This is a genomic window from Paenibacillus sp. Pae15 (assembly GCF_024519685.1).
Classification (GTDB): Bacteria; Bacillota; Bacilli; order Paenibacillales; family NBRC-103111; genus Paenibacillus_G; species Paenibacillus_G naphthalenovorans.
Genome location: NZ_JALJRM010000015.1, coordinates 105,476 through 124,690 on the forward strand (window position 1 = coordinate 105,476; position 19,215 = coordinate 124,690).

A 19,215-nucleotide genomic window follows, 5' to 3' on the forward strand; every position below is an offset into this window, starting at 1 on the left:
GAATGAAAAAAATCAATCTTCGCGATATGTATCCTTTCTATCAAACGGATGTCTGGATCGAGGTGGATGAGGAGATCGTACAGGAGATGCGACGTTTCGAGTTGCTTGAAAGCGCTTATAAATTGCGCGCTTATCGCCATCGGGCATATTACTCTCTGGATCGAAACGATGGCATCGAAAACGATATTCTGTTTCCTTCTCGTTCTACTGAAACGGAGTATGAAGAAATGGCCTTTCGAAGAGAGCTTTACGCAGCGATGTGTCGATTGCCGAAAAAGTCGTTTCGACGTATTTACGCACATTATTTCCTAGGAATGAGTAAGGTCGCTATCGCTCGTGTAGAGCAGGTGGATGAAAAGGCCGTGCGCAAGTCCATCGAAAGCGGGCTGAAGAAGTTGAAGCAATTTCTCGGGAATAAGTGATTTTGAATCATAGGGTCCGATTTTGTCCCAAAAATGAAAGGGCTGGTAGAGGATGATGTTCAAGGCGACGATTGGCGGCTATTATGACTAATCGTCGCCTACTATGAAAGGAGTGCTAGAGTTATGTTTCCCGGTATGTTTTGTGATGTGGAACACGAAAAGTTTTACGGTGATATGCTGAGCCGTTTTCATCGCCAAGATGCCTATCATCGTGCGTTGTTTTACACGTTAGGCTTGACGCGAGAAACGAGGACGCATATTCAGGACCTGTTTGACTTTTCAAACGACAGCATCCGACCGAAAGGTTTAAAGGCCTCCTGGCAAACAGGTACTTCCCTTCGAGCAAGCCGCTTGGCCTTTAATCTGTGGAACGGATGGGCAGAAGAACAGCAGGAACGGGATTCCACGCCGCACGAGTTGTTTGATTGTCGTTATGCGCCTTATTTCTTTGAGGCGATTCGCTTGCGTTATCCGGAATATTGCAGGAGCCACGACCGGGTTCCCCAACGCATGAACGGTCCAACCCGTTAATGGCAATGCCAGGAGGGCAACCTTGATGAAGGACATCAAGACAAGAACACGGGTGAAGAATATTAAGAAGCTGGATCGATTCTCCAACTTGATGGAAAAAGCAAAGCCTGTCGATGTGCGTTCCAAACATAAGTCATCTAATCGTCATGAATCGGAATCTACAGGTTCCTCTGTGGTACACGCGCAAAACCAATCCGTGAGGGCGGCAAAGACCACGCTGCGCAACGGGATGCGCATCAGTTCAGGTGTGAGCAAAGGAGCAATTCGTCTTCTTCGGAAAAAACGGGAGCGCTTGATAGGGACGGAGAAGGAGAAAGTAACCATGCCTCAGCAATCGGGGGAAACGTCAAGCGGTCGGCGTTCAGGTAAGCAAAGCGGCATTCAAGCAAGCAAACGTTCGCTTGTTTCCGATAAACAACAAGCGCTGTCCGCCCATTCAACAGGTGCCATACAAGGGAGAGATAATCGTCAGGCTGTACATTCATTTTCCAAAACCAAGCGTCCATTACAGTTAAACCCGATGTCAAAACCTGTCGAGAAGCGTGTCACGACCACGAACAACCTTTTCAAGACTACTGTGCGTTCTCGTGACAAACGTTCGAGTCTACAACCCGGTGAAATGACAATCGGGAGGAAACGAAATCCCGCCCCCGTTCGTTCTTCCGCTCATAAGCTGGTGAAGCCGCATGCAGGTGTATCCGGGCGTGTCAAAACGGGCGGCAAAGTCATCAAGGTGCTTTCCCATTCAGTAAAGCCGATTCATCAGTCTAACCAAGAAAAAGGACAGGTCCATAATCCAACAGATAGGATGAAACATAAAGCCAGGGAAGCGCAAAAAGCAGCCTTTCGATTGATGACCACGCACCGTTCAAAGCAACGGCTGCGAGCGGTTGCCAGATGGAACATTCGCATGATTCGTGTAGCGGCCAAAATGACTGCGGTACTCGCCAAAGGCATGATCGCTCTTTTAGGTGTTAGCGGTACGGTGATCATCTTGCTATGCATCATGATGGCTGTTGCTGCGGTTGTATCATCTCCTTTTGGCATCTTTGTCTCCAGTGATAATACGGATAGCGATGTATTACCGCTTTCTGACATCGTACAAGACATGGACAACGAATTTGCTGTCCGACTGGAGGACATACGTCGGGATGCAGGCTCAGTGGATCGTGTAGAAATCCATTATCTCGGAAGCGCTGATAATACTCGCATCGATAACTGGATGGACGTCATCGCGGTCTTTGCGGTTCGTACCGTAATGGACAGCGAAAACGGCATGGACGTAGCCACACTGGACGCCACTCGGGTGGATGTGATTCGCTCCGTCTTTTGGGACATGAATCAACTGGACTCTTACGTGGAAACGATTGAACACAGGGAAACGATTACGGTGGAACATGAAGATGGGAGCACGAGTAAGGAAACGATAACCTGGTATGAATCGGTATTGCACATTACAGTTGCCAGTCATACTGCTGGGCAGCAGGCCGACATCTACGACTTTACAATCGAACAAAGAGAGATCATGCATGAAATGTTGTCGGCGGAGTTCCGCCCGCTCATGTTCGCGCTTCTCGGTAAAGATATGGATGTTGGGTTAACGACTGAGCAGCTTGAAATCGTTTATCACGATCTGCCGAAAGGGGAATGGGGCGGTGAAGCTGTCCGCTTGGCATTGACTCGCTTGGGCGATCCATACAGTCAAGTTTTGGCCGGGCAAGACCGCTATACAGATTGCAGTTATCTTGTTCAATGGGTGTACCGGCAGTTGAGCATTCAGTTGCCGCGGACGGCGGCTGAACAAGCCAGACATTGTGTCGATAACGGGTGGACAATCCGTTTTGAAGATTTGGCTCCGGGCGATTTGGTCTTTTGGAGCTATGCCAGCAATGGTCGGTTTATGGACATTACCCATGTTGGCATCTATGCCGGAAACGGCAAGGTCGTCGATGCTTCATCCACTCGCGGACAAGTGGTTTACCGGAATTTGTTTGACGCCGATCAGCAGGTGCTGTATGGGCGGCCGTTTCAAATGAACGTACAAAATGTTTATAGCTAAAAACAAAGTAACCCCGGGGAAAACTCTCCCGAGGTTACTTTGACCGATGCTTTCGGATTATGACTCCATTCTAAACGATTATTTGCTAAATCGCTACGCTTGTCTTTTTCTAAATGTTAGTTCAAATCATGAATTGCTAAATGTTTGTTCTGTAAATCGCTTCCGGAAAAAGCTAAGAATCAGAGCAGGTAGTGACATCATAAGTTTGATCTCTTCTGTTACATATTCTGATTTCAATCGTCATCATATAATAGACAACATGACTATAGCATTATTTCGGTTTAAGAAATTTGAATGAAATACGATGTAATCGTCTTTATTTTTGCATTTCTCCCAAAACCTCTGAAATTATATACATCACAAAAAGCAAACCTTTGCTGATCATGGAATGCTAAAATTCCATTTACTGAACCCGCGTTTCCGTGGGTGATGATGTTGTGGATGTGTAATTGTTGAACTTTTCGATTATTCATGTGATTCAGTGCTTTTTCAAAATCGGCTTTTCCTCGCTTGATGTGATCTCCGATGACTTCCCAAACGATATCATCCGTCACCCATGCCATACAAAAGTCTACTTCAAGTTTGGCAAAAGCGATGCTGAGATCTCTAAGAAGTTCTTTTTTCGGCGCATTCCCACAATTTTCGGCGCATTCTACTCTTAAGTTTTCAGAATGAGTATTCATCGTTACCTCCTAATGACCCCGACATATAATCAGGGTCATTATCGCGCATCTTATTGGAATATTCATTGTGAAATCAATGATAACGGGCTATTTTTGACTATTTAATCGGCACCCAAATTTCGGTTTTGGCTGCGGGGCTTGATGGGTCAGGTGCTCGATGAAAATAAAGCATTAGACTGAGATGCGTTGTTCTAGTTGTTTTAGCGAAGTATCACTTCCAACAAATTGCACAGCAACATACTTTTCTTCTGTCCCTACTATAACCAAAAAGAGGAAATCTATGCTCATCTTGGAATCACGTAGCATGTTAGTTATTAATTTTCGATCAACTGAAGATGGTCTAGGTACAGGCTCAGGGTGGGTATGCCATTCGCCTAAGTATATTACCTCTCCATTAGAAGATCTCCACGCTAAATCTACGAACCACTGGGCTCTTTTTACATTCCGTTCAAAAAAATACCGTCCTGATTTATCACCAGGACCCGGAGTCGTAATTTGTTGTATAATAATTTGATCGTCAAATATTCGGCCCAGAAGGATACCGCCTGCTTCGTGTTGCTTTTTCTTGACTTGTCTATACGAATTGAGTATGTCAACAACCTCATCCGTAAACTTTACCAATTTATCTCCAAATATATATTCCATTTAGTTCGAGCAACCTTTGCAATTTGTTCGTTCCCTGATTGTACGAATGCGAACGGAATAGCTGTCCGCAGCAACCCACATTGAAGATATTTTTCTCTTGTTTAGTCTTTGTTCCTTTAAGTTACCTAGCCAGGTAAATATAGTATTCTCCTGCACTTTACCAGACAAAGCATCTCGAAGAAAAAGCATTAAATCGTTAATGAATCTTTTTAATTCTAGTGCGCCATACGGAACGAATGTGCTTTGGCAACCAGCTTCTCTTTTTGTAAATTCACCTGGATTAAAGAGTACGCTTTGAATGAAACGGTGTTGTTCATCAAACAAACATTGAAAACAGCCATTTTTAGTTGGGTCGACCCAAACTGCATGCGCCCCCGCCAGATAAGGTTCAACCCAAACGAATAATATAGGCTTTTCAATTATTCGCTCTTGAATTAGTTTATTAATGCGAAACTCTGTGGGGAGATGTCCTACCGCGACAACTGAAAAATCACAATTGTTCAGTATGGATTCATAACTGACAAGCAATTTTAATATATCTTCCGGGTAGCAAGCGACTTCACAATTTGGAAAATGTGACGTAATCATCTTTTGCAGAGCGTCAACTTTTTTCTTTCCAACATCACTTGCTCCGCAAACATGTCGAGCTATATTGTCAAAAGTTAATATATCCTTATCAACAAAAAGAAACTCTTCAACACCAATATCCGCTAAAGAACGTGCAATATGACTTCCAACTGACCCACATCCGACTATTCCGACTCTTAACCCACTCTCGACATTTCCGTCTCCGCCACGAATAAATAAATAATCTTTATCAACTCTTTTAATGGTATGCTTCAATAACTTAAGATCTCCGAAATCCCTCGTCAATTCAAGTAGTGCATTTTTTCTGCCAGGCCTGAACCCCTTCAATCCTGTCTTCTTTTTCTTCTTGCCTTTAAATGCTGAGGTAGAAATTAAAATATTCTCCCCATGTTCCCATACTCCAATAACTTTGCTGCTACCATAAGGGATGGAAAAAACAATTGTACTAGGCCTATTATCTCTATCCAAGAATTTCAAGAGTGTCTTTAGCGAATCACGAGAAAAGCTTCTGAGTCTCTGCAATAGTTCGCGGTTGTTCCTTGGAAATGGTGGAATTCCAATAGATTGTAATGGAAGGTAGAGAGCCTTTTTCCGCTTATCATATATTTTCCCGCCAACTTGCAGTATCCATCTTTGCCCATCGACTCTTGAATCGGCGAACAATAGTTGATTACCCCAAGAAGGATGGTGGAAGCTTATGGCTTCAATGATTTTGGGGTCATCAGTCAATTTAATAAGTGACAAATATTGATTAGTCGATTCCTGTCCCCAATAACTTTCGAATTCATCCATGTATTCCGTAATATTTAGTTTGTTCTTCCCGGTATAGATGAGTTGTTGAGCCTTTTGAATAATTTCTTTTATCACACCTATTGGGTCAACCGCATTTGGATGAGCTTGATCGGAATCAAATGTGCATAGGACTTGTTCCGCATCTAAATGCGGAATTGGGTAAAGCTCTGAGAAATACGGTTCGGGAATAACTACTTTCGGAAAAGAGTCTGGATAATTATATGGGATCGCGATTATTATTTCTATACTTTCTTCATTCAATTTAATCCTAAATGCTTTAGGATAATTTCGATCATTAAATTCCTTGTCGGTTTCTTCTACAGCGCCGTATGAATTTATAAGATGGAGTGTTACTAGCTGTAACACTCCATCATAATATTCCTCAAGTTTACGCAGATCTTCCATGGTTACCTAAAACTGCTGCCGAATTGGTTTGAATGGCAGAATTACTCCCTTTATTCTCATCTTTGGGTGGTTGATATTCAGGGAATCGTGAACCGAAAATTTTTCTCCACTTCTTTGAAGCCTCGGTTTTATCCTGATTTTCTAAAGCTTCCCCACCTTTTTTAACAAGATCTTCAAGCTTGTTCAGGAAATTTGTTCTTCTCGTTTCTGACCAGTTATCAAAGAGTTCCTCGCCAGGTACTACTGGTCTAACCAATGAAAATGATTCAGAAAGTGTATTATGAATTTCCTTTGCTGTTGCTACCAATGCTGCATCATCTTCATCCGGATAATCGCTTACAAAATGATTGGCTGCAAGTATTGTCAGAATCATTCCACTTGGAAACTTGGTATCGTTCTCCTTATAATCCTTCCATGCTTTTAGATACCGAACCAGTCTCTTTAATTGGTCCCCTTTTGTTTGAACTTCCCCCTTAAACCAATCGGTTAATGCCTTGGGGTCACTGGTTATCCATCCTTTAGATTTGTGCGCGAGTTTTGGACTTTGGTCGTCTTTTTTGATGTAAATCGGTAAATCGACGTGGTAATTTGCTTTATATATAACCCTGACACACGTATTTTTATCTACAGGATCCTCACTGGTATGGCCTTTTGTGGCCTTAACAATCCAGCTATGAACAGTTGATGGGGTAGGCCAATCGCCCTCATCCGTGTCCTTTAAGTGTTCCAAATATATACCGTCATCAATATCATATTCACCATCAATAGGAGTTACCGTAGTATTCATCATGTATGAGCCCTGGCCATAAAACTTGGGCTTTTTCACATCTAATTCTTCAGAAAAATACTTCTTAATTTTATCCCGCAACGCATTCCTGGATGTTCGTAAACTTTCTTTTTTGTCAGATTTAAGATAGATTTCATCATCATGAAATTTAATGAACAAGTCATGACAATTTGACATACTTCTCGCCCTCCTGAATATGATATTCAAAGATTTTTCTGACCGAATCTTCAAACAGCCATTTTTTACTCGCTTGAACACCTTTATCAAGCATAATGCTGATTGCGGTAGGACAAGCACGGTCTAACTCAATATACTTTTTTTCTTGATCCGATAATTCTGTACTAGTTATTCGAACATAGTGACCCGGTAAGTATTTTGTTATAAATTTCATGTGATTGTCGACAGCGAAACTCTGTGTATCGATCATAGTGGAAATTAACTTATTCCCCCAACTACTGAACGATTTCGATTTCCACACCTTATGCGGCTCTGGAAATCTCGCGTGCTCATTTAAAGATGAAATTGATAATAGACAGTAGGAATCAAACCCCTTGTTAAGGTAGTATGTAAAATATTCTTGCATCCCCAATAAAGATGGGTTATTGGCCCAGAGTCCACCATCAACAAATTGTTGCGGACCCTCTTTTGTTTGCAGCTCTACAATCGGAAAGTAAGTGGGAGCAGCAGTAGTTGCAAGTGCGACTTCGGATAAGAGACGTTTACTATCCCTTGTTAAAGTTGGTTGGTGGTCTGATTTAAATACATAAGGTGACCCTGTGGTAACATTAACTGTTGGAATTAATACACTTGTCTTGCAATCTTCTATTTTTTTATCCTGGAATACTTCTTCGAGCGCCAATTTTAGTTGATTGCTCGAATACTTTGATTTGATCAATATTTGTTTAAAATAATGAATCTTTCGATAGAATGGATTTTGATATGGAAATATAGAAGGTCCTTTTTCTTTATAGAATCTCACAATGTCTGACGCTGGCATGCCAGATGCCAATGCAAGTGCAATAATTCCCCCAGTTGATGTGCCGCATATGAGATTGAAATTCTGATACACAGGTCCGTATACTTTTTCAATCTCTTCTAGAATTACAGCAGAATAAAGACCTTTAATACCTCCGCCGTCTATAGCTAATATCCGATAACATCCCGGCACATTCTCACCTCTCAAAAAATGGCGTAGAAACAGTCAAACTTGATGTCCTACGCCTTTGATGTCCGTTAATATTTAAACTCTTCCGTCTCCGCCTGTGCCATCAATTCAGCTTGCTGAAGCACCAGATCAATGGCCATCTTTTCCAGATCCGGCGGGTAACCGTATTTCTTCAACAGCCGCTTGACGGTAATTCGCATCTGAGCACGTACATTCTCACGAAGCGTCCAGTCGACCTTAATGTTGCTCTTGATCGCTTGGGTCAGCTCATGTGCAATCTGCTTCAGCATGAGATCGCCCATCAGTTCCTTGGCCGATTCATTCGAAGCGAGCGCATCATAGAAAGCCAGCTCTTCCTTGATCAGACCGAGATCTTCGCCGCGCTTGACGGCTGCGTTCATTTCTTTGGCCATCTGGATCAGTTCTTCGATAACCTGTGTCGTTTCGATGGTACGATTGTTGTATTTCCGAATGGCTTCCTCCAGCATCTCGGAAAATTTCTTCGATTGCACAATACTGGTTCGGGAAACGGCCTTCACTTTCCCCTGAAGCAGCCTGCGGAGAAGTTCCACAGCCAGATTTTTCTGCTTCAACCCGCGCACATGTTCCAGAAACTCGTCCGATAGTATCGCGATGTTCGGTTTCTGCAAGCCTACGGCTTCCAGAATATCGACGACTTCATCGGATACGACCGATTTCGAAATGAGCTGATTCAACTCGGCATCGAGTTCTTTCGTCGTTTTTCTCTTGTTTTCGTCTGTTATCAGCTTAATTATACCAGATTTAACCGCTTTGAAGAAACTGATTTCGACATTGACTTCCTCCGCGGCGGGAGTCGTCGCGCAGAGCGAGAAGGCTCTTGCCAATTCCGTCGTCCAATTCAGGAAGTTCCGCTTGCTCTCTTCACCTAATCCAAGTACGTAATCGACCGTCTCAACAATGGCCTTCATCCGTTCGGCTGCTTTCTCCGAAGCGAATTTACTGTAGTCATACCCATGAAGCAATTCGCGGATGAGCTGCAGCCTTTCCAGCATAAAGTCAACGGCTTGGTCTGTATCGATACCAGCAGTTTTTCGGTCATTTTCCGTATATTGTTGAAGCGCCGATTTCAGCAAGTCCGCAATTCCGATATAATCGACGATCAGACCGCCCGGCTTGTCGCGGAATACCCGATTCACGCGGGCGATCGCCTGCATCAGATTATGGCCTTTCATCGGCTTGTCGATGTACATCGTATTCATGCTCGGCACGTCAAAACCGGTCAGCCACATATCACGGACAATGACGATCTGAAGCGGATCGTTCACATCTTTCATCCGCTTCGCGAGATGTTCGCGTCGCCGCTTGTTGCCGATAAACGGTTGCCACTCCTCCGGATCGCTGGAACTTCCGGTCATGACGATTTTGATTTTGCCTTCGTTATCATCATCGCTGTGCCAATCCGGCCGGAGTGCAACAATCGCTCTGTACATATCGATGGCGATCCGCCGCGACATCACAACAATCATCGCTTTGCCGAAGCCGGCTTTCTGCCGCTGCTCGAAATGTTCGACGACATCCTGCGCGACTTTCCTGACCCGTTTCTCTGCACCGGCCAACGCTTCAAGCCTGGCCCAACGCGACTTCAGACGCTCCCGCTGCGTGTACTCCTGGTACTCCGTAATATCCTCATACTCGCTGTCAATGACCGGGCGCTCCGCCTCCGACAACTCCAGGCGGGCAATGCGGCTTTCATAATAAATTCTGACCGTGGTTCCGTCTTCTACGGCTCGGGTCATATCGTAAATATCGATGTAGTCACCGAAAACGGCAGGCGTATTTTTGTCTGTCAGTTCGACCGGCGTTCCGGTAAAGCCAATATAAGAAGCGTTCGGCAACGCATCGCGCATATACTTGGCATAGCCATACTTAATGGCCGCTTCGTCGTCCCCGGCGACCATATCCGCCTGAAACCCGTATTGGCTGCGATGCGCCTCGTCCGCAATCACAATCACATTGCGGCGTTCCGTAAGTACAGGATACTTGTCTTCATTTTCATCGGGGGTGAACTTGTGGACCGTTGTGAAAATGATCCCGCCCGACTCCACTGACAAAAGCTCACGCAAATGAGTCCGATTTTCCGCTTGCTGAGGCGTTTGCCTGAGCAAGTCCTTCGACTTGCTGAACGTGCTGAACAACTGATCGTCCAGATCGTTCCGGTCCGTCACCACGACGATCGTCGGGTTGTTCAGCGTCAGGACAAGTTTTCCCGCGTAGAAAACCATGGACAAGCTTTTGCCGGAGCCTTGCGTATGCCAGATAACGCCGATTTTGCGGTCTCCTTCGTCCATCGTCGCCCGTTCCGTACTTGCAATCGCCTTGTTGGTGGCGTGGTATTGGTGGTATCCCGCCAATATTTTGAACAGATGCTCCCCATCGGTTTGAAACAGCACGAAATGCTTGATAATATCAAGCAGTCGGCTTTTCTCGAACATTCCTTTCACAAGCACTTCAAGCTGGGGCAGGGAGGAGGGCGCCACGTCATCGCCATCAATCGTGCGCCACATCATAAACCGGTCTTCATTGGCTGTCAACGTGCCAACCCGCGCATTCACGCCGTCGCTGATGACCAGAAACGAGTTGTAGGTGAACAGGGACGGTATCGCGCCTTTGTACGTCTGCACCTGATGATAGGCATCGCTGATCCCGACTTCTTCGTTGGAGGCGCTTTTCAATTCAAATACGGCGATCGGCAAACCGTTTACGAACACGACGATATCCGGGCGCTTCTCTCCCTGATTTTCAACAACGGTAAACTGGTTGACGACCAGAAAATCGTTGTTGCCGATCCGGTCCGGGTCGGTGTCGAACAGCCATACTTTCTCTGTCGGATATTCGCCATTGGCGGCTTGATACTGCACGTCGATCCCATCGGTAATCATCTTCTGGAACGCCTTGTTATTGATCAGCAGGCTGGGACTGCGCGGCACTTCAACGACCTTGATCGCTTCCTCTATCGCTTCCCGCGGTACATGTTTGTTGATACGAATGAGCGAATCGCGCAACCGATCTTTCAGGATGACGTCATGGTAAAATTGCCTTTCGGGATACTCGCCTTCGGGAGAAATGTCCGGGCCGTAAGCTTTTTCGTAGTTCAGTTCTTCGAACCACTCCAGTGCGGCCTGCTCCAGGTCGCTTTCGGTATAGGACGTCGTATAGTAGGCCATCGTTACACCTCCTTTGGATTAGGGTTGATAGATTACGCTACTCTCCGCAACCATTGGCAGATCGGGATCGTTATGATCCTGCTCGACAGGGACACGGATCTCGCCGGACATGAGCTTGGGGAGAAGGGTGTCGCGGATTTGGGTTAAGTACTCATTTTGTCTTTGATAGTATTCTGCACAGTTAATAACTTGGTCAAGCACAGAGCAGATTTTATATTGAATCTCAATCGGAGGAATAATTATTTTTAGTTTTTTTAAAGTATTTGTGGTTAAACTTCCCCTTATGCTATTACTATCAGAGATTTGCCTTAATTCTTCGTATCTAGTACTAAGATTAAAAAACAAATAACTGGGGAATGTACTGCCTTTTTTTGCTCTTACAGCTATTATTGATTGATTAATATAAGTATCAACTAAACAAATAGACGTTTGACCTCTTGTTGAGCCTTGGCCAGCTGATGCAATTACTACATCATACTTTTTAGCTAATCTTGTAGATGAATTTTCTACACCGTCTTGTGTAATTCTTTTTTCTGTAGAAATAATATATCTATTTCTTGTTTCACCTGAAGACAACCAAAATAAATCACCATTCCAATAAGCTTCATTTTTAGTTGAAGGTGTACCTCCGCTAAAAATCATCTCACAAAGATCATCTAAAATACCAACTCTCCAACCCTTCGGAATCAACCCCAACTCACTTTCCTCAAACTCGCCGCCGCTGGACTTATACGGTTCGCCGTTTTCATTCGGAAACTCAAAGTCCACAAACCATCGTTTAAAAAGGGCTTGGGCCATTTCTTCAAGGTTTTTGTTGATGGCGTTGTTGAGTTCGATTTTATCATCTAGACTCTTTAATATATTTACAATTCTGTGTTGCTCTTCTTTTTCTGGCACCTCTAATTCAATACCTTCGATAATCTCTCGCTTAGCGATATTTACCTGCACACTTCCGCTCGAACGAGAAACTATTGAATTATAGCCTTCTTTCGATTCAAAAAAATACTTAAGGTATTCTGGGAATACCTTCGTCTTATTTACACGCAATATTAACAAAGCTTGGCTTATTATGCCAATTGGGTCGTTCTTTTTAATTCGTGTTACTTTACCAACAGTGCCTGAACAACTTATGAGCAGGTCATCTTCCCGTACGCAAAATCTCCTCATCTCATTGAATTTTTCCTCATCAATATAGAACCGAAAGTCCCGAATGTTGTATATTGCATGTTGTTGTTCGTAAACCGGAATGCCTTTTTCCTTTAATTCACTTCTAACCAATGCAGACCCGAAAGGACCTCTAATATACCCTTTTTCTTCAAGCAAGTCTTTCAACTTATATTTCAAATCCGATCCCCCCAAACCGCTTGCGAATTTCATCCTCTAACTGCCGAGACTTGGCAAACTGCTCCGCCAGCTCCGATGTCAGCCGTGCCATTTTATCCTCGAAAGGTTCGCTGTCTTCTTCCACATCTTCAATCCCGACATAACGACCAGGCGTCAGGATGTATTCATGCTCCTGCACCTCTGCAAGCTTCGCCGCTTTGCAGAAGCCCTTCATATCTTCATATGCACCCGCTTCTGGCTGTCCACGCCATGCATGGTATGTATCGGTGATCTTCCGGATGTCCTCTGCGCTCAACTCGCGATGTGTCCGATCGACCATATGACCCATTTTGCGTGCATCGATAAACAGGATTTCGCCGCGGCGGTCCCGAAGACCTTTTGGCGCTTTATTTTTGGCGATGAACCAGAGACAAACCGGAATTTGCGTAGAGTAGAACAACTGCCCCGGCAAGGTGACGATACAATCGACCAGATCGGCATTAACCAGCTTGCTGCGAATTTCAAACTCCGCCGTCGTACTTGTCGACATGGAGCCGTTCGCCAGTACGAAGCCGGCAACGCCGCTGGGCGCAAGCTTGTTCACGATATGCTGAATCCACGCATAGTTGGCATTCCCTGCGGGAGGCACCCCATATGCCCAACGGGTATCCTCCGTCAGCCGCTCGCCGCCCCAATCGCTGATATTGAACGGCGGATTGGCCAGGATGTAATCGGCCTTCAGATTTTTATGTAAATCATTGTGAAACGTGTCCGCGTGATGCTCCCCAAGGTTGCCGTCGATGCCGCGAATGGCGAGGTTCATTTTGCACAACTTCCACGTCGTCGGATTCGACTCCTGCCCGTACACCGCGATATCGCCAATGCGCCCCTGATGCTCCTCTACAAACTTCTCGCTCTGAACGAACATGCCGCCGGAACCACAGCAGGGGTCGTATACGCGGCCCTTGAAGGGCTGTATCATCTCGACGAGCAGGCGAACAACGCTGTTCGGGGTATAGAATTCCCCGCCGTTCTTGCCTTCCGCGCTTGCGAATTTGCTAAGGAAATACTCATATACCCGCCCCAGTACATCCTTCGAACGGCTTTCTTCATCGCCGACTTTGAACGAGAACAAATCGATCACTTCGCCAAGACGAGTTTTATCCAGCGCCGGCCTGGCGTAATCTTTTGGCAGCACGCCTTTCAGCGATGGATTTTCCTTCTCGATGGCAATCATCGCATTATCAATGATCTGCCCGATTTCCGGCTTCTTCGCGTTATCCTTGATATGGCTCCAGCGCGCTTCCTTCGGTACCCAGAATATATTTTCTGCCACGTATTCGTCCCGGTCCTCCGGATCGGCATACGGTTCATTTTTCAATGCTTCATATTTTTCTTCAAATGCATCCGACACATATTTCAGAAATAGAAGACCGAGAGCTACATGCTTATACTCCGCTGCATCCATACTGCCGCGCAGTTTATCGGCCATGCTCCATAATTTTTCCTCGAATCCAATGTTCGCTGTTGCCATGATCCTAAATTCCTCCTCAGTAGAGTTGCTCGTATAACTGGCTCTTCACTTGTTCCCAGCGGTTCGCCGCTTCTCGAATGACTTCTTTATAACGTTCCTTCTCACGAATATATTGCTCTATTAATTCTAACTGTGTGTCTTCAGGTATCAGCGGCAATTCCAATTCCGCCACATCCGCCGGGTTCAGATTCATTACAGTCGTCCCCCGCTGGAAGCTTTGAATAAGAGCCGTCCCGACCGGGCTTTCCAGAAACATTTTGGCAAAATGGCTCTTGATTACCGACTTGAATCGAATCACGATCATATTCGAGGAGGCGATGACTACCCCTTGGGTCTCCGGAAACACAGCCAGCTTGTTCACGGTGCCGCGGCACGTCATAACCAAGTCGCCTGGGAGAATCTCGTAACGCTTCACTTTCCGCTCTTCCTCGTCAATCGTTTCAAGCTGATCCAATAACACTTCGCCGTCATCCAGATTGGATATATTCAGCACCTTAATGTTCCCGGGCTTTAGATCCTGTTTAAGAATCGATTTTCCCCGAAAAATTTCTGCCACATCGCGCAGCTTCACTTTCGGGGTTGCCGCCTGTTGGAAGGAACGAAGTGTATCCTGATCTTCATCCAATAGTAGTTCAATTCGCCAATGATCCAGCTCTCGGAACCGGTCGGGATGGATGGTAATCTCCCGTTCCGCCACAAGCTTTGACTTTTCCAAATGGAGCCGCCCGAGGATCACTTCTTCCACAGGCGCTTTGCCGAAGTCAACCTGATAGGTCTTGATAGAAGTGTAGGGACGAAACAAGCCGTCCGGAAGCGAATAGATCGTTTGCACCGGCGCCTGTTCATTCATTTGCTTCCGCCAGCTTGCGATTGAGCCAGATTGAAACAGCATCCGCGCGGGCAAGGTCACGCTTAATCTCCCGCCGTCTTGCAAGAGTGGAAGAAGGTAGCTGGCCGCTGCGCCTTCGGACTCCCGAACCGCGACATCGTCATCGTTCATTTTCATACCGAAATTCGGCATCGCCAGGATCGCGTCGAATTGATGTTCTGCGGGCAGCGGCTGATAAATGGACCCTTGAACGATGCGGATATTGGGATAGGGCTCGAAATACGTTTTGAACAATCTGCCTACGATGTAGTTTTCCGTTAACAATGTGATTGTCCCTGGGCGATGGTAACATTTCGTTTCAATGAGTCCTTTGATATACTTCTCAGCTTCTGCAAACAGAATGTTCTTGTAGCCATGTCGCTCACACTGATCGACAAACCGCTCGACGATTCCTGGATGGACGACAATGCTCCCTGTAACACGATCTTGTTGGATGGTGAGCAAGGCGTATTCCAACAAGTCCATATCCTTGCCTGCATGGTATAATTTATAAAATAAATCCCGATCGCCGGGAAAATGGCCTAATTCTTTGTCTAAGGCGCGTTCCTTCATCCACTGAAACAGCTTCTCAGGTTCTGTCATTAGCTCCGTTTCGGCCAACTGTTGCTGTTCCAGAAGTTGTTGCGTCCGCTTCACTCTAATGGCCTCGCGAAGCAACTGATCACGGGTTGATATATCGTGAAGCAGACAGATATTCCAAAACGACTCAATCAATTCATCACCTTCTTTCGCTGCCAAAAGCCAACTAAATTATACCATCAATGAATTGAGTATTACAATACCAAAAATAAATTCAAACATGTATAGCCGGATGTTTTCAGACTGTCGAAAAATCGGTAGAATGTGAATCCGGCTTTCTATATAACGCATTTTGATGTGGGTGGACTCAACTTTTATAAGAAAAATCGATTTAAACCGATCTGATCACCTTGTTTTTACTTTTGATTTCCTCGTGCCTATTCGAAAAGGACTTTCTCGACAGTCTGATATTTTCCCGTTATCCGATACGCCCAACCCCTAATTGAATCGCGTTGATAATGCTCAACCATATCGATAGTGAAGCCGTTTCATTGGTTTAAAATGTTCTAATCCCAGTGGCCGCCTTTTTGAACAAGCCCCTCAAGAAGCAACTTAATGTCACGCTTAACCGTCATTAGTGAAGTCTGCTGGGTTGGGTGGAGGAGCAATGTCGAAATGGACCAATCATCCGGCCGGGCAATTTCGATAACAAACTTAGTCGTGATACCATGATTCGCCTGTACGATCGCACAGGATCGCCTGGAGCCGTTTGGACATACAGGCTCCCGGAGGTGACGATCACGTCATTGCCGGTATGGGAATGCCGCACATCCTCTCGACGAGCAGTAACTCACGGAAAATTGGAGAATCGCATAAACGTAGGAGGGGCTCCAATACATCTTGACTTGCGGCTCGAATGAATTCGAAACACTGGAAAGCAATAAATCATCTCGTCAAACTGTTGAAGCCCAAGCTCCGGATTTTATATGGAAGTCAATCAAGCTCTTGGGCAATTTAAATCCATTGCTCATCAGATCTTGATTCATTCTGCTATTGTTATTCTATGTACAATACTTTCAAATGGCTTGATTTGATCAAATCCCGTTGGTGTAGATTTGTCCCATGCGCAAATGGGGGACTGTTCCCCAAGGGTAGGATATAACTTTCAAGTCCCCGGTTACCTCCGAAATGCGACTCGAATTCTCCAATTCCCTTTGTAGTCCGCGAAAGGGGATCCGAACCAAAATAACTCAACTTCCAGATTCTCGGGAAACGGCTAGATACGCAGTGTCAATGCAGCCATAATGGAGTCACCTCAGCAGATGCAATTCGGTTTATTACTGCCCCTTGTCAAATACAACGATTGATTTCATCCGATACCTCTTGGGCATATCCTGGTCGCAGTCAGGCTTTTTTCACAAGTTTCCACCGTTTTTGGGCATTCGCCGGCCATTTTCCCAGCAGCCCAGCGAACAGTTACTAGGTGAACAAGAAATAGAAATCATTGACCATGTTGCTACAGATGGTATCGCCCTCTTAATGGGTCATTCATAGACTGGACGATGACGAGTAGGAGATATGGCTGAAATATCATATGAGAACATGTAGAGAGCGGAGTATCTTGGGGATGAGCAATCATGGATTAGTCATTGTTAGGAAGAAAGAATTAAATAGTCCGTCAGGAATACAGGGTACCAAGAAAAAATGAAGGAGATGTTATAGGAAAGATAGATTGTCATACTGGTCAAGAAATAACTCCTTGGCAACCCCTGTCTCACAAGGTAATTGATACACCCCTAACAGCAATCGCCAAGGCAGGTAATCCCCCGTCCTGGTGATACTTAACCGAGCTGAAGGCGTTACGCCAGTTGAAAGTATAATTCACATTTCATATAAATGGTTCGAGTTAGGGAAGTGAAGCGTAAGTGTCGTATAGCTTCCCTCTTCCGATTGGACGGACAATCGGTGTCCGAGTTTGACGGCCATGCGGTTAGCGAGATATAACCCCAATCCCGTCGATTTTGCAATTTGCCTTCCGTTAGCGCCCGTAAACCCTTTCTCGAAAATACGACCAATATCTTCCGCTTTAATACCAATACCCGTATCCCTTATGGAAAGCCTCTTCTCTTCGTTATCAGCCTCGAAAGAGCACACGATTCTTCCGCTGTCACCGACATATTTCAAGGCATTCGACATGATCTGATCTACGATATATCCGAGCCACTTCGCATCGGTATGCACCCATTCCTCTTTTTCCCACATTGTAAAATGAACTCGCTTGGCTACAAACATTTTTGCGTACTTTCTCACACTGTTTCGCACGATTCGGTTTAGAGAGACTTCCGCGATCAAGTAATCCTTGGAAAAGGAATCAATTCTTGCGTAAAACAGGGCTTGCTCGACATAATGGTCGATTTTGAACAATTCATCTTCGAATACATGGATCAGCTCCTCTACCGACTTACCTGACGCATTTCTAAACAGCAGGGTACATGCCGTAATCGGCAGCTTGACCTCATGAATCCAGGAAACAATAAAATCATGAAAATCTTTTTTCTCGTCTTGAAGCCTTCCGATGGCCTCAAGCTTATTGCTGTAGAGCTTCTTGATCAGTGCCGTATACTGACGCTGTTCATATGTTAGAGGTTCGGGCAAAGCTACGGTTAGTTCGTCCCATCTGTTGTTTACCAGGTCATGTAATATCCTGTTGCGGGTTCTCCAGCGCAAATAGCCTCCGACCACGTATACCGCGGCCAACAACACGCATCCGGATAGAGTATACATTATGTCTCCAACACGATACGTTCCCTCGGTGCTTACGAACATCATCAAAGCAACGAAGGATAGCATTCCAGCAAAGAAGATCAGAAAATAACGTTTATCATCCAAATAATGTAGAAAGCTCATTTGATTATATAACCTTCTCCCTTGATCGTCGTAATGAACCCATAACGTCCAATCTCATCCAATTTCTTTCGGATTCGGGTCATGTTCACGGTCAGCGTATTGTCGTCGACGAAACTTTCGTCCTCCCATAGGCAGCGCATGATTTTGTCCCGGCTTACGATATGGCCCTTATTCTGCAACAATAGCCGTACGATGACGAATTCGTTCTTTGTCAGTTCAATCGATCGATCGCCGGAAGTAAGCTTCCGATCACCTAGGTTCAGCAGGACGCCTTCGTGCTCGATTATGTTGACTGGCGTTTCGGCATAAGAGTAGGTTCTGCGGAGCAGCGCTTTGATTTTCGCGATAAGCACATCGTCGTAGAACGGCTTCTGGATATAATCGTCCCCGCCCATATTCATCGCCATAACCATATCCATCGGCGAATCCCGTGAGGAGAGAAAAATAATCGGCACGTTAGACAATTCCCGAATTCGGCTGCACCAATAATATCCATCGAATATGGGTAAATTAATATCCATTAACACGAGGTGCGGTTCGGTCTGAAGGAACATGTCTTGAATCCTGTTGAACTCGTCACACAATACGGATTCGTATCCCCACTTCCCGACGGTCTCGCCGATTAACCCCCGAATAGTCGGGTCGTCTTCTACGATCATTATCTTCATCTTCATTCCATACGCCTCCATATCCTTAATCCTATTATAGGGCTTGCTGAATAATCAAAAAATCCTTATGTCACAAGGGTTTAGAGGCACTT

At 45.2% G+C, this 19,215-nt stretch carries 14 protein-coding genes; 3 read left to right on the plus strand and 11 right to left on the minus strand.

Annotated features, from left to right (window positions below):
* The first annotated feature begins 2 nt into the window (after positions 1-2).
* From NR121_RS14290 to NR121_RS14300, 3 genes are all read left to right on the plus strand, one after another.
* Positions 3-422: an RNA polymerase sigma factor gene (locus NR121_RS14290; protein ID WP_054819557.1), complete on the plus strand. Its 420-nt coding sequence runs from the start codon at positions 3-5 to the stop codon at positions 420-422.
* 123 nt (positions 423-545) lie between these two features.
* Positions 546-953, plus strand: a complete 408-nt coding sequence (locus NR121_RS14295) for a DUF6075 family protein (protein WP_054819558.1) — start codon at positions 546-548, stop codon at positions 951-953.
* A gap of 25 nt (positions 954-978) precedes the next feature.
* Positions 979-3,012 (plus strand): C40 family peptidase, encoded by a 2,034-nt coding sequence (locus NR121_RS14300; protein ID WP_256831364.1) that lies wholly within the window; start codon positions 979-981, stop codon positions 3,010-3,012.
* Positions 3,013-3,293: 281 nt separating this feature from the next.
* Here NR121_RS14300 and NR121_RS14305 read toward each other — a convergent pair whose 3' ends face one another.
* The 11 genes from NR121_RS14305 to NR121_RS14355 all read right to left on the minus strand — a co-directional run bounded on the left by NR121_RS14305 (position 3,294) and on the right by NR121_RS14355 (position 19,123).
* Positions 3,294-3,695 (minus strand): nuclear transport factor 2 family protein, encoded by a 402-nt coding sequence (locus NR121_RS14305; protein WP_010274525.1) that lies wholly within the window; start codon positions 3,693-3,695, stop codon positions 3,294-3,296.
* Between the two features lie 171 nt (positions 3,696-3,866).
* Positions 3,867-4,340, minus strand: a complete 474-nt coding sequence (locus tag NR121_RS14310) for a Mov34/MPN/PAD-1 family protein (RefSeq protein ID WP_010274523.1) — start codon at positions 4,338-4,340, stop codon at positions 3,867-3,869.
* Positions 4,341-6,125 carry a ThiF family adenylyltransferase gene (locus tag NR121_RS14315; protein WP_230192084.1) on the minus strand — a complete coding sequence of 595 codons (1,785 nt, stop codon included), beginning with the start codon at positions 6,123-6,125 and terminating at the stop codon, positions 4,341-4,343.
* The gene (locus tag NR121_RS14320; protein WP_256831366.1) at positions 6,109-7,089 is read right to left on the minus strand and encodes a CBASS cGAMP synthase; all 981 of its coding nucleotides are present in this window, start codon (positions 7,087-7,089) and stop codon (positions 6,109-6,111) included. The genes NR121_RS14315 and NR121_RS14320 overlap by 17 nt, the downstream gene beginning before the upstream one ends.
* A complete protein-coding gene (locus NR121_RS14325; protein ID WP_256831367.1) occupies positions 7,073-8,080 on the minus strand; it encodes a CBASS cGAMP-activated phospholipase in 1,008 nt (335 codons plus the stop codon). Before NR121_RS14325 ends, NR121_RS14320 begins: the two co-directional genes overlap by 17 nt.
* Positions 8,081-8,145: 65 nt before the next feature.
* A complete protein-coding gene (locus NR121_RS14330) occupies positions 8,146-11,283 on the minus strand; it encodes a type I restriction endonuclease subunit R (RefSeq protein WP_256831368.1) in 3,138 nt (1,045 codons plus the stop codon).
* An 18-nt stretch (positions 11,284-11,301) separates the two neighbouring features.
* A complete protein-coding gene (locus NR121_RS14335) occupies positions 11,302-12,627 on the minus strand; it encodes a restriction endonuclease subunit S (RefSeq protein ID WP_256831369.1) in 1,326 nt (441 codons plus the stop codon).
* Entirely contained in the window at positions 12,617-14,140 is a 1,524-nt protein-coding gene (locus NR121_RS14340; RefSeq protein WP_054819567.1) for a class I SAM-dependent DNA methyltransferase, read from the minus strand. The genes NR121_RS14335 and NR121_RS14340 overlap by 11 nt, the downstream gene beginning before the upstream one ends.
* A 16-nt stretch (positions 14,141-14,156) precedes the next feature.
* Positions 14,157-15,743 carry a restriction endonuclease subunit S gene (locus NR121_RS14345; RefSeq protein WP_256831370.1) on the minus strand — a complete coding sequence of 529 codons (1,587 nt, stop codon included), beginning with the start codon at positions 15,741-15,743 and terminating at the stop codon, positions 14,157-14,159.
* 1,686 nt (positions 15,744-17,429) lie between these two features.
* Entirely contained in the window at positions 17,430-18,455 is a 1,026-nt protein-coding gene (locus tag NR121_RS14350; RefSeq protein ID WP_256831371.1) for a sensor histidine kinase, read from the minus strand.
* Complete coding sequence (locus tag NR121_RS14355; RefSeq protein WP_054819568.1) at positions 18,452-19,123, minus strand: response regulator transcription factor; 672 nt, start codon at positions 19,121-19,123, stop codon at positions 18,452-18,454. Before NR121_RS14355 ends, NR121_RS14350 begins: the two co-directional genes overlap by 4 nt.
* Positions 19,124-19,215: the final 92 nt, after the last annotated feature.